Genomic DNA, 12938 nt, shown 5'->3' on the forward strand with positions numbered 1-12938 from the left:
AAACGCGCGAAGCTTACGCCCCGGTTTTTGCAGAGTAAACCAGGCATTGCCGAGCTGAAGTGGAATCGCGGGGTTCTTCAGGAAGGGTTCAGGATTCAACATTTGTGGTGTTTTCCATGGCCCCTTCGCGAGCAAGCCCGCTCCCACAATGGACCTGTGTTCAATGTGGGAGCGGGCTTGCTCGCGAAGAGGGCCTTGTAGTCGCCGCAAATCTCAGCTGGCAGTCGCCAACAACAAATCCACCACCGACCGACTGTGCCCGCGATGCTTGCCATGTTCATACAGCGAGCCGGCAATTTCATCGGCACGAATCGGCAGGATCGACAACAAGGTGTCGCTCAGCCCATGGCTGGCCTGGCAGAAGCCCTGCATGTAGAGACCGGCCTTGCAGCGCTCATCGGTGATCAGTTTGTAGTGGCGATCGACCTCGAAGTCACCCAGGTACTCCTCCAGCGGCGCCAGCAACTTGCGGTGCATCTGCCGCTCGTAACCGGTAGCCAGGACCACGGCGTCGTAGTGACGAACCGAGACTTCACCGCTGGCGTTATTGCGCAACACCAGTTCGATACCACGTTCGTTGGCTGTGGCTTTTGAGAGGGTGGTCAGGGTGTGGAACGCATGGCGGGCGATGCCCGAGACTTTCTGCCGGTAGAAGATGCCGTAGATGCGCTCGATCAGATCGATGTCCACCACCGAGTAATTGGTGTTGTGGTACTCGTTCACCAGTCGCTCGCGCTCGCTGTCGGGCTGCTGGAACACCAGGTCGGTGAACTCCGGCGAGAACACTTCATTGACGAAGGGGCTGTCATCGGCCGGCTTGAGTGCCGAGCCACGCAGGATCATGTCCACCTGCACCGACGGGAAGCTGTCGTTCAAATCGATGAAGGCTTCCGCCGCGCTCTGCCCGCCACCGATGATCGCAATGCGCATCGGCCGGTTGTCCACGCACGGCTGTTTGGCCATCTGCGCCAGGTACTGGGAATGGTGGAACACCCGGCCGTCATCCTTGAGTGCCTTGAACACTTCGGGAATGCGCGGCGTGCCACCGGCGCTGACCACCACCGAACGGGTAGTGCGCACCTGTTGATGCCCGGTCGCATCGCGGGAAATCACCCGCAACGCCTCGACCTGATGGTTGTGCAGCACCGGCTCGATGGTCAGCACTTCTTCGCCGTAACGGCTTTGCGCGGTGAACTGCCCGGCGACCCAGCGCAGGTAGTCGTTGTACTCCATGCGACACGGATAGAAGGTGCCCAGGTTGATGAAGTCCACCAGGCGCCCGTGGGCCTTGAGGTAATTGACGAACGAGTAAGGGCTGGTCGGATTGCGCAGGGTCACCAGGTCCTTGAGGAAGGAAATCTGCAACTCGCTCTGGGTCACCAGGGTATTGCCGTGCCAGCGGTAGTCGGCCTGCTTGTCGAGAAACAGCACATCCAGTTCGCCCTGGCTCGCGCTGCGCTCTTGCAACGCGATGGCCAGTGCCAGGTTCGACGGGCCGAAACCGACGCCGATCAGGTCGTGAACGAGGGGCGATGCAATTGCCTGAGTCATTTCCAGTGTCCTCTGGATGTTCCCCTCAAAAACGGGGCATTGAACCTAAGTGACCTGACCCACCAAGGGCCGCACAACAGGTCGTCTGTTGAGTAGGAACGAGGACAATGAAACAAAATTTAACGGGGCTTGATGGAGCCGGGGGATCAGTGGCCTTCCCACCGACGCATCCGCACACGGCAATGCTTCATGGCATTGACGATGTGCTTTTCGACCAGTGCACGGGAAATGCCCAATTGCTCGGCGATTTGCGGATGGGACAAGCCCTCGATCTTGCGCAACAGAAAGCTCTCGCGGCACAGCCGTGGCAGCTCCGACAAAGCACGCTGGAGCATGTCCAGGCGCTGGCCGTGATCGAGGTCCTTGTGCGGCGAAGGCGTGAAGTAGCGTTCTTCGCTGTCGAGCACGTCCAGCGGTTCGGCGCGACGCAAGGCGTTGCGCCGGTGGTCATCGATGACCAGATTCAATGCGGTGCGATACAGGAATGCGCGGGGCTGCTCGATCGGCGCTTCGCTGGTCCGTTCCAGCACGCGCAGATAAGCGTCATGAACCACATCTTCGGCCACCTGGCGGTTGCCCAGCCTGGCGTTGAGGAAACACACCAGTTCGCGATAGTAGTTTTCCAACATGACTCCCGTCCGCACAGGGGCGCGGTTTCTATCCTTGAGCCGTTTCGGCGACCGCTGAATCACGCAGTGGCACGATAGTGGCAGTTCGAGCCGCGTAATTTATAGTAATTCTCATATAGATTTAAAGTACTGCGTCGCCTTGACCGATAAATAGCTCTGATCCATGTGGGAGCGGGCTTGCTCGCGAAGGCGATGTATCAGTCACCGACATCATCGACTGACCCACCGCTTTCGCGAGCAAGCCCGCTCCCACATTAGATTGTGTCGTCGCCTAAATTCCACGCCCGGTTCAACGTTTACAGGACAGCTCCCCGTCCCTGCCCGGCCCTGCCGACAGTGTTCAGCCATCGACTCGCCGCTGAACGACGGGCCGATTTCCCAAGGCCGGAACCCTGCATGAAACGTCCCCGACAGACCCGACGCGCCCTGCTTGCAGCACTTTGCCTGATCCCCGTGGTTGCCGTCGCCGCCTGGCAGTTCATCCCGCCCGGCCGCGACCAGTTCGCCACCGTCCAGGTCAGCCGCGCCGACATTGAAAGCAGTGTCACGGCATTGGGCACCCTGCAACCGCGGCGTTATGTCGACGTCGGCGCCCAGGCCTCCGGGCAGATCCACAAGATCCACGTGGAAGTCGGGGATGTGGTCAAGGAAGGCCAGTTGCTGGTGGAAATCGACCCGTCCACGCAACAGGCTAAACTCGATGCCGGACGCTTCTCCATCGAAAACCTCAAGGCGCAGTTGCAGGAGCAACGGGCGCAACACCAACTGGCCCGGCAGAAATACCAGCGTCAACAGAACCTCGCCGCTGGCGGCGCCACCCGTGAAGAAGACGTGCAGACCGCCCAGGCGGAACTGCGTGCCACCCAGGCCCGTGTCGACATGTTCCAGGCGCAGATCCGCCAGGCCGAAGCCAGCCTGCGCAGCGATCAGGCCGAGTTGGGCTACACACGGATTTATGCACCGATGGCCGGCACAGTGGTGGCGCTGGATGCCCGGGTCGGCCAGACCCTCAACGCCCAGCAGCAGACGCCGCTGATCCTGCGCATCGCCAAACTCTCGCCAATGACCGTGTGGGCCGAGGTCTCGGAGGCCGACATCGGCCACGTCAAACCCGGCATGCACGCCTGGTTCACCACCTTGAGCGGCGGCACCCGGCGCTGGACCAGCACCGTGCGGCAAATCCTCCCCGTCCCGCCCAAGCCGCTGGACCAGACCAGCCAGGGCGGCGGCAGCCCCGCCAGCAGCAGCAAAAGCGGCAGTGCTCGCGTGGTGCTGTACACGGTATTACTGGACGTCGACAACGCCGATAACGCGCTGATGGCAGAAATGACCACCCAAGTGTTTTTCGTCGCCGATCAAGCGAAGAACGTCCTGACCGCGCCCATCGCAGCCCTGCAAAGCGGCACCCAGGCTGATGGCCAAACTGCCCAAGTCGTCGCCAAAAACGGTGACATCCAGCAACGCAATGTCCGTACCGGCATCAGTGATCGCCTGCGCGTACAGATCCTCGACGGCCTGCAAGAGGGCGATCACCTGTTGATCGGCCCGGCCGACGGGAGTGGCGGCTGAATGCAGACGCCCCTGATCGAACTCCAGGACATCCGCAAAGCCTACGGCGGTGGCGACGCGCCTGAAGTTCACGTGTTGCGCGGCATCGACCTGTCGATCCATGCCGGGGAGTTCGTGGCGATTGTCGGCGCCTCCGGCTCCGGCAAGTCGACGCTGATGAACATCCTCGGCTGCCTCGACCGCCCGACCTCGGGTGAATACCGCTTCGCCGGGGAAAACGTCGCCGCCCTCGACAGTGACGAGCTGGCCTGGCTGCGTCGCGAAGCCTTTGGTTTTGTGTTCCAGGGTTATCACCTGATTCCGTCCGGTTCGGCCCAGGAAAACGTCGAGATGCCGGCGATCTACGCAGGTACCCCAGCCGCCGAACGCCACGCCCGCGCCGCCGCCCTGCTCGACCGCCTCGGCCTGGCTTCGCGCACCGGCAACCGTCCGCATCAACTCTCGGGCGGACAACAGCAACGGGTGTCGATTGCCCGCGCCTTGATGAACGGCGGCCACATCATCCTCGCCGACGAACCCACCGGCGCCCTCGACAGCCACAGCGGCGCCGAGGTCATGGCCCTGCTCGACGAACTGGCGAGCCAGGGCCACGTGGTGATCCTCATCACCCACGACCGCGAAGTGGCGGCCCGGGCCAAACGCATCATCGAGATCCGCGACGGTTTGATCATCAGCGACAGCGTCAGGGACAACCCTGCCGCGCAACACTCGGCCAACCCCGGCGCCCTGCAAGCGGTAGACCTGCGCAAGCGCCTGAGCGAAGGCGCAGAAGCCACTGGCGCCTGGAAGGGTGAATTGGTGGATGCCGTGAATGCGGCGTGGCGGGTGATGTGGATCAACAAGTTCCGCACCGCGCTGACCTTGCTCGGGATCATCATCGGCGTGGCCTCGGTGGTGGTGATGCTGGCCGTGGGCGAAGGCAGCAAACGCCAGGTGATGGCGCAGATGGGCGCGTTCGGGTCCAACATCATTTACCTCAGCGGCTCGGCGCCCAACCCGCGCACGCCAATGGGCATCGTCACCCTCGATGAGGTCGCGGCGATTGCAAGTTTGCCTCAGGTAATGCGGATCATGCCGGTCAACGGCCAGGAGGCCGGGGTGCGTTTCGGCAACCTTGATCACTTGAGCTACGTCGGTGGTAACGACACCAACTTCCCGGCCATTTTCAACTGGCCGGTGGTCGAAGGCAGCTACTTCACCCACGCTGATGAACAGAACGCCGCCGCAGTCGCCGTGATCGGGCACAAGGTGCGGAGCAAATTGCTCAAGGACGTGGCCAACCCGATCGGCCAGTACATCCTGATCGAAAACGTACCCTTCCAGGTGGTCGGGGTGCTCGCGGAAAAAGGCGCCAGCTCCGGCGACTCCGACAGCGACGACCGCATCGCCATCCCCTACTCCGCCGCCAGTGTGCGCCTGTTCGGCACCCACAATCCCGAGTACATCGCCATCGCCGCCGCCGACGCGCGCAAGGTCAAGGAGACCGAAAAAGCCATCGAGCAATTGATGCTGCGCCTGCACGACGGCAAGCGCGATTTCGAACTGACCAACAACGCGGCGATGATCCAGGCCGAGGCACGCACGCAAAACACCCTGTCGCTGATGCTCGGCTCGATTGCCGCGATTTCGCTGCTGGTGGGCGGGATCGGCGTGATGAACATCATGCTCATGACCGTGCGCGAACGTACCCGCGAGATCGGTATCCGCATGGCCACCGGCGCCCGCCAGCGCGACATCCTGCGCCAGTTCCTCACCGAAGCGGTGATGCTTTCGGTGGTGGGCGGCCTCACCGGGATTGCCCTGGCGCTGATCGTCGGTGGCGTGCTGATTTTCAGCGAAGTCGCTGTCGCATTCTCCCTGATAGCGGTGCTGGGCGCCTTCGGCTGTGCCCTCGTCACCGGTGTTGTTTTCGGCTACATGCCGGCCCGCAAAGCTGCCCGACTCGACCCGGTCACGGCCCTTACCAGTGAATGATCGATTGATGAAGCCGCCACTCAGTGTGTTAACCCTGTGCCTGTTGCTCAGCGCCTGCGGCAGTCCGGCCCAGCGTCCCGACAGCGGCATTCAGCCTGCGGCCACCTGGCAATCGCCGCACACCGTCGGTGCAGCCCACGACAACCAGCAATGGTGGAACCGTTTTGGCAGCCCGCAACTGGGTCGCCTGATCGAACAGGCGCGGCTCGGCAGTTACGATTTGGCCGCAGCCATCGCCCGGGTGCGCCAGGCCCAGGCCGACACGGTGATTGCCGGCGGCTCGCAACTGCCCGAGGTCAAGGCCGGGGTCAACGCCAATCGCCAGAAGCTGCTGCGTGGCAGCGGCTACAGTCAGCTCGACGCCGACAGCGATAACGACGCCGTCGACTACTTCACTGCGAACCTGACTGCCAGCTACGAAATCGATTTCTGGGGTGGCCAACAGGCCAGCCGCGACAGTGCGCAATTCAGTCTGAAAGCCAGCGAGTTCGATCAGGCCACCGTGGAGCTGACGTTGCTCAGCAGCGTCGCCAACGGCTATGCGCAAGCCTTGTCGTTGCAGGAGCAGAGCCGCATCGCCGGGTTGAACCTGGCCAATGCCCAAAGCGTGTTGAATCTGGTGCAGACCCGCTTCGATTCGGGTTCGGCCACGGCCCTGGAACTGGCGCAGCAAAAAAGTCTGGTGGCGGCGCAGCAACGCCAGTTGCCGCTGGTGCAGCAACAGGCCGAGGAGGCGCGGATCAGTCTCGCCGCCCTGCTCGGCCGCCCGGTTCAGGCGCTGGCGCTGGGCCAGGAACGCTTCGATCAACTGACCTGGCCTACAATTGACGCCGGAGTGCCCAGCCTGTTGCTCAGACGCCGCCCGGACATTGCCCGGGCCGAGGCGCAACTGGCCGCCGCTCAGGCCGACGTCAGCGTCGCCCGGGCGGCGATGCTGCCGACCGTGACCCTCACCGCCGAACTCGGCTCCGGCGCCAACCGGGCCGACGACATTCTGCGCAGCCCCTTCTACAACCTCACCGCCGGACTGCTCGCGCCGGTGTTCAACAACGGCCGCCTCGGCGCCCAGCGCGACAAGGCCACGGCGCGCCAAGAGGAACTGCTGGAGACCTATCGCGGCGCGATCATCAATGGCTTCGCCGACGTCGAAAAAGCCCTCAACAGCATTCGCGGACTGGATGAACAGCGCCAATGGCAGAGTGAAGAATTGAGCCAGGCGCAAACCGCGTTCGACATCGCGCAAAGCCGTTATCAGGCCGGGGCCGAGGATTTGCTGACAGTGCTGGAAACGCAACGCACGCTGTATGCGGCGCAGGATTTGAACGTGCAACTGCGGTTGTCACGGATGCAGGCGAGCATTGCCCTGTACAAGGCGTTGGGTGGGGGGTGGCAGGTTCTTTAATCATGGTGTCTGTCGGGACGCCTTCGCGAGCAAGCCCGCTCCCACATTGGAATGCGGTTACCTGTGGGAGCGGGCTTGCTCGCGAAGGGGCTGGTACATCCAACATCAACATTGCCTGCTCGCGATAAACGATAACGCGCTATCAAGCCTGGTTCTGTCTAGCCTTCAGATTGCGCGCATACCACGGCCGCTGCGGCACTTTGCGGAACAAATCCTTCAGCTTCTTCTCGTCTTCGCCAAAGGTAATGCGCAACGCCAGCTTCATGGTTTCCGGGTCCATTTCCACTGACTTGCCAGCCTGCAACCCCGGCGTGGTGCTGCAGCCGTGGGTGATCGGGCCGAGCCACGGATCATCGATCTCGACCCAGCGCCCCGGCGCAAACCATTGCACGCCGTTGACCTGCAGCCGACTGACCTGCCCCGGATGGAAGCGCTCGTGGGCGCGAAACCAGTCCTCCAGGCGATCGTCGATCCAGCCGTGGAAATGCCAGAACACCGGGCTCACATGGGAAGAAAACGGGTCACCGAGGAAGTCGTTTTCCGCGGCGAACCAGCGTGCGGAAAAGTCCGCCGGATCCCGGGCGAACGGCACCGGCTGACCGTTGGACGGATCACGCGGCACCGAGGCCCAGCGCATGTGCAGCCAGTCGTGCAGGCCCAGTTCGACCTCGGAACCGAACTGCCCCAGGGTCAGCGTCGACAGGTAACGCGGATCACGGTAGCGGGATTCCCAGACCTGGAAATTGCTGTGATACGTCTCGCGGGTCTTGATGTCGCTGACCCATTGCGTGTACTCGTCATCGTCCTCGGCCAGCCAGGTCGGCGGCAGCGCAGTGCCGTCGTAATTGTCGAAGTAACGCGCAAAGCCGAGCCGGTCCCGCACCAGTTCCGGCTGCGGCAACGGGAAATGCGTCCAGGACGGCAAGTCCTGCATCGAACGTGCAGTACCGAGCATGTGCCGGTGCATGAAGAAAAAGTCCACGCCCGAACCATTGCGATCCTTGCGCGGACCACGGGCGTCGCGCTCCCTGTCCCGCGGGCCGGGCTGCCAGCCGATGCCACGCAAGGCGCCGCGCTGGTCTTCGGACAGCTTGTGCCATTTGTCCCGGGAGGCATGCCAGAGCTGGTGAAACAAACGGTGCTCCGCTGAGACCAGCCAGGCCAGCAGGGTCGGATTGAGGCCGCTGCGCTCGCGGGCTTCAGGGAATACCCGCTTGACCGCAATGAAGCGATTGTCCTGGGCCGTCAGCATCAGCGGGCGATTCAGGTCCAGCACGCGCCCACTGAGGCTACCGCTGCCAGCGTTACCGAAACCGGCCCAGACCTCGTCCAGGGTCATGTCGAACTCGTAATCGCAACAATCATTGGCACCAAGCAATCGCCAACTCAACTGTTTCGGGTTGGCTCCAGACAGATCGCCGAGCACCCGGTAGCGGGGCTCTTCGGTGGAGCGCAAACGCTCACCGGTGTCGAGAAACCCCACCACGCCGCGACCTTTGTGGCCGATATCGAGGAACACTTCCAGCCCCTCCAGCGGCAAGCCTTCGATACCGGCGTCACGGCCTTCGAAACGAATCTGCCAGACCCCGCGCAAGGTATCCGACAGGCGCTGGCCGGCAACATCCGCCACGTCGAACGAGGCTTCGCCGGGGGTAATCGTCGGGTCCGGTCTGGTCAGTTCGCGATGACCGAAATACACCGCCGGCACGGCGGCACCGGTCAGCGCCAGACCCGCGAGGAACCATCGTCGAGAAATCGTCATTGCCCTACCTGTGTCAGCCATGGAGCAGGCTTTATCCAAGCTAGAACGTTTGTTGTCCGCATAAATTTAAAAGCTTCGCTGGCAAGCCAGCTCCTACATTTGACCGCGTTCCCTTGTAGGAGCTGGCTTGCCAGCGAAGGGGTCGGCACAAACACTAAATTCCTTCCCCGGCCACTCGTTCCCCCCAGATAGCAAAGGCCCCCTGCGCCTGATCCCCGACGGCGAACCTGACTGAGACGGCAATGACAAAACCACGTTCGAAAAAGGCTCTTTTCATCGGCCTGCCGCTGGCCCTGGCAATCAGTGCCGGTGCCGGCTTTGCGGTCTGGGATTATGGATTCAGGGACAACCCCGGCTACCCGGTCAAGGTAATGAAACAGGCCGACCAACTGCAGGAACGCATCCTCTCGTTCGACAGCCACATCACCGTGCCCATGGATTTCGGCACCACCGGCAACGAAGTCGACAAGGATGGCGAAGGCCAGTTCGACCTGGTCAAAACCGGACGCGGGCGCCTGTCCGGGGCCGCGCTGACGATTTTCGGCTGGCCGGAAATCTGGAACGGCCCCAACGCGCCCCATCGCCCCACCGCCGGTTTCGTCGACGAGGCCCGACACGAGCAGGAAACCCGCTACAAGATCATCAGCGCGATGGTGCGTGACTTCCCCCATCAAGTCGCCATCGCCTACACCCCCGACGACTTCCGCCGCCTGCACGGCGAAGGCAAGTTCGCGGTGTTCATCAGCATGCTCAACGCCTACCCGCTGGGCAATGACCTCAACGCCCTGGACAAGTGGGCGGCGCGCGGCATGCGCATGTTCGGTTTCAGCTACGTGGGCAACAATGCCTGGGCCGACTCGTCGCGGCCACTGCCGTTTTTCAATGATTCGCGGGATGCCTTGGGCGGGCTGTCCGACATCGGCAAGCAAGCGGTGCATCGCCTCAACGACCTGGGCGTGATCATCGATGTCTCGCAGATGTCGACCAAGGCCCTGGAGCAAGTTGCGCAATTGAGCCGCACGCCGATGGTGGCGTCGCACTCGGCACCGCGAGCGCTGGTGGACATCCCGCGCAACCTCAGCGACCCGGAAATGCAGCTGATCAAAAACAGCGGCGGCGTGGTGCAGATTGTCGGTTTTCCGACTTACATCCGCCCCCTCAGCCAGGCCACCCAGGACAAGCTCAACGCCCTGCGCGCGCACTTCGACCTGCAACCATTGCAAGGCCTGGAGATGGCCCTGATGCCTGGCGACCCGGTGATCACTGTCTGGCCCGAGCAGCGTTTCGGCGAGTACGCCAGCCAGCTCTATTCGATCCTCGACGAAGAACCCAAGGCCAGTCTCAAGGACTACGGCGATGCGATCGATTACGCCGTGAAGAAAATCGGCATCGACCACGTCGGCATCAGTTCCGACTTCAACGACGGCGGCGGCCTCGACGGCTGGAAAGACGTCAGCGAAGCCCGCAACGTGACCGCCGAACTGATCAGCCGCGGCTACAGTGAAGCCGACATCGCCAAGCTCTGGGGCGGCAACTTCCTGCGGGTCTGGGACCAGGTACAGAAGTCTTCCCGGCCTGTGGTCCAGAACTGATATTTCCTTTTGCCAAAGCGAACCGAACCCATGACCAATCGTCGTTCATTCCTCAAGCAGGCCGGCATTCTGGCGGCCGGCATTCCCCTGGCCTCGGCCGTAAACATGCCGACACAGGCCGCAGCCCCGGCGCCCTTGCCCAAGGACAAATGGGAGCAGTTGCGCCAACTGTTCACCCAAGACCCGAACTACCTGCACTTCGCCAACTTCCTGGTGACCTCGCACCCGCGTCCGGTGCGTGAAGCCATCGAGATGCACCGCGCCAGCCTCGATCGCAACCCCGGCCTGGCCATGGACTGGCATCGCGGCGAAACCGAACGCCGCGAAGAAGAGGTGCGCGTGTGGGCCGGCCGTTACTTGAAGGCCAAGCCGTCACAAATCGCCCTGACCGGCAGCACCACCGAAGGCCTGGCGATGATTTACGCCGGCATCCACGTGCGCCCGGACCAGGAAATCCTCACCAGCGAACACGAACACTACGCCGCCAACAGCGTGTTCGAGTTCCGCACCCAGAAGGACGGCACCCAGGTTCGTAAAATCAGACTGTTCGAAGACCCATACAAAGTCTCGACTGCCGAAGTGCTGGCGGCGATTGAGAAAAACATTCGTCCCGAGACTCGCGTACTCGGCATGACCTGGGTGCACTCCGGCAGCGGCGTGAAGTTGCCGATTGGCGAGATCGGCAAACTGGTGGAAGAAAAAAACCGTGGCCGCGCCGACAAGGACCGCATCCTGTTCGTGGTGGACGGCGTCCACGGCTTCGGCGTGGAAAACCTCGACTTCCCGGACATGCACTGCGATTTCTTCATCGCTGGCACCCATAAATGGATGTTCGGCCCACGGGGTACCGGGATCATCTGTGCCCGTTCCGACGAACTCAAGGACGTGACCCCGACCATCCCGACCTTCTCCGAAGCGACTCAGTTTTCCACGGTGATGACCTACGGCGGCTATCACTCGTTCGAACACCGCTGGGCGCTGACCGAAGCCTTCAAATTGCACCTGGAACTGGGCAAGGCCGAGGTCGCGACGCGCATTCACGACATCAACAGCTACCTGAAAAAACGCTTGCAGGCGCACCCGTCGGTGGAGCTGGTCACGCCGTTGTCGCCGGAGTATTCCGCCGGTTTCACCTTCTTCCGCATCAAGAATCAGGACTGCGAGGAAGTCGCCAATTTCCTGATGGACCAGCGTGTGGTGTGTGACGCCGTCGACCGCGATGTCGGGCCGATCATTCGTGTGTCGCCGGGGCTGCTCAATACCGAAGCGCACATCGACAGGTTGATGGAGCTGATGGCCAGCAAACTCTGAACCGCCGATTCCCTTTAGCGAGAAGCCTTATGAAAAACATCCTGTACAGGTGGCGCGCCAAACGCCTGGGCACCCTGATGCTGCTGGCATTGCTCGGCAGTGCCGTGCCGAGTCTCGCCCAGGCGTACACGGCGCCGTTGCCGGGCAAGGTCTTTAAAGACTGCCGTAATTGCCCGGAAATGGTGGTGCTGCCCGCCGGCACCTTCACCATGGGCACCCCGGAAGACGAGGTTGGCCGCGAGCCAGATGAAGGCCCGATGCATGAAGTGACGTTCGCCCAACCGTTCGCCATGAGCCGTTACCAGATCACCGCCGCTGAATGGGACCAGTACCTCAAGGAAACCGGACTCACCCTGCCCGATGGCGACACCCGCCCCGGCCGCGAGTGCATCAACGGCAAGCCGCGCTATCCCCAGGGGCCGCGCCAGCCTGCGGTGTGCATGAACTTCGCCGAAGTCTCGGCGTATGTCGCCTGGCTGTCGCTGAAAACCGGCCAGCACTACCACATCGTCAGCGAGGCCCAACGCGAGTACGCGGCCCGTGCCGGTTCAACGGGACCGTTCCCCTTCCCGTTCGACCCCGGCACCGAGTACAGCATCGCCACCCACGCCAACACTTACGGCCCCACCGATGGCTACAGCTATAGTTCGCCGGTCGGCAGCTACCCACCGAATGCCTTTGGCCTGTACGACATGCACGGCAACGTCTACGAGTGGATCGCCGACTGCTACCACCCGGACTACGTCGGCGCGCCCACCGACGGCAGTGCCTGGACCGAACCCAACTGCGACACCCTGCGCATCCGCGGCAATGACTGGGGCGAAGCACCGGTATTTTCCCGCTCAGGCAACCGCAATGACATCGACCCGCAGACCCGTGGCGACTGGATCGGATTTCGTGTAGTACGCACTCTCTAATCACTCCCACAGGCGATAGGTGCTGTTGCGCTTTTATGCAGACGGTTCGATTTGATCCAGCACGCGGTTTGCGGTGATCTCCGCGAGCATCACGCTATTGGAAATGCCCAGCAGTGTATTGCGGTCACCGCCCTCCAGATGACGGTGATTAATTCGTAGTCGTGGTTGACCTTGTATTCTTCTTACAAACGGCTGGCGATCACATCGAACTACAACACACCGAGACTGCCG

9 protein-coding genes and 1 pseudogene are annotated in these 12938 nt (G+C 62.3%); 6 read left to right on the plus strand and 4 right to left on the minus strand.

The features are described 5' to 3' along the window. Positions 1 to 213 precede the first annotated feature (213 nt). Both AC07XF_RS14150 and AC07XF_RS14155 read right to left on the minus strand, forming a co-directional pair. Positions 214 to 1551, minus strand: a complete 1338-nt coding sequence (locus AC07XF_RS14150; protein WP_495026977.1) for a lysine N(6)-hydroxylase/L-ornithine N(5)-oxygenase family protein — start codon at positions 1549 to 1551, stop codon at positions 214 to 216. Positions 1552 to 1697: 146 nt separating this feature from the next. Next, a complete protein-coding gene (locus AC07XF_RS14155; protein ID WP_495026978.1) occupies positions 1698 to 2180 on the minus strand; it encodes a sigma-70 family RNA polymerase sigma factor in 483 nt (160 codons plus the stop codon). Between the two features lie 396 nt (positions 2181 to 2576). Between AC07XF_RS14155 and AC07XF_RS14160 the strand changes: the two genes are divergently transcribed. Genes AC07XF_RS14160 through AC07XF_RS14170 form a run of 3 tightly spaced genes read left to right on the plus strand, consistent with a single transcriptional unit; the run spans position 2577 to position 7125 of the window. Beyond that, complete coding sequence (locus tag AC07XF_RS14160) at positions 2577 to 3749, plus strand: efflux RND transporter periplasmic adaptor subunit (protein ID WP_495026979.1); 1173 nt, start codon at positions 2577 to 2579, stop codon at positions 3747 to 3749. Continuing rightward, positions 3750 to 5723, plus strand: coding sequence for a MacB family efflux pump subunit (locus AC07XF_RS14165; RefSeq protein ID WP_495026980.1), 1974 nt, complete (start codon positions 3750 to 3752; stop codon positions 5721 to 5723). Between the two features lie 7 nt (positions 5724 to 5730). Further along, positions 5731 to 7125, plus strand: coding sequence for an efflux transporter outer membrane subunit (locus tag AC07XF_RS14170; RefSeq protein ID WP_495026981.1), 1395 nt, complete (start codon positions 5731 to 5733; stop codon positions 7123 to 7125). A gap of 142 nt (positions 7126 to 7267) precedes the next feature. Here the strand turns inward: AC07XF_RS14170 and pvdP are convergent, their stop codons facing one another. Then, positions 7268 to 8887: a pyoverdine maturation tyrosinase PvdP gene (gene pvdP / locus AC07XF_RS14175; protein ID WP_495026982.1), complete on the minus strand. Its 1620-nt coding sequence runs from the start codon at positions 8885 to 8887 to the stop codon at positions 7268 to 7270. A gap of 242 nt (positions 8888 to 9129) precedes the next feature. On the opposite strand from pvdP, the gene pvdM reads away from it, so the two are divergent. The 3 genes from pvdM to pvdO are packed head-to-tail and all read left to right on the plus strand — an operon-like array spanning position 9130 to position 12707. Continuing rightward, positions 9130 to 10479 (plus strand): pyoverdine-tailoring dipeptidase-like protein PvdM, encoded by a 1350-nt coding sequence (pvdM, locus tag AC07XF_RS14180; RefSeq protein WP_495026983.1) that lies wholly within the window; start codon positions 9130 to 9132, stop codon positions 10477 to 10479. Between the two features lie 30 nt (positions 10480 to 10509). After that, the gene (gene pvdN / locus AC07XF_RS14185; RefSeq protein ID WP_495026984.1) at positions 10510 to 11790 is read left to right on the plus strand and encodes a pyoverdine-tailoring periplasmic protein PvdN; all 1281 of its coding nucleotides are present in this window, start codon (positions 10510 to 10512) and stop codon (positions 11788 to 11790) included. A gap of 29 nt (positions 11791 to 11819) precedes the next feature. Next, positions 11820 to 12707 (plus strand): dihydropyoverdine dehydrogenase, encoded by an 888-nt coding sequence (gene pvdO / locus AC07XF_RS14190; protein ID WP_495026985.1) that lies wholly within the window; start codon positions 11820 to 11822, stop codon positions 12705 to 12707. Between the two features lie 33 nt (positions 12708 to 12740). Here the strand turns inward: pvdO and AC07XF_RS14195 are convergent. After that, positions 12741 to 12848: pseudogene (locus tag AC07XF_RS14195) on the minus strand (DUF6124 family protein); the annotation flags it as partial. Between the last annotated feature and the right edge of the window lie 90 nt (positions 12849 to 12938).

This window comes from Pseudomonas sp. GW821-FHT01C01, assembly GCF_059422645.1.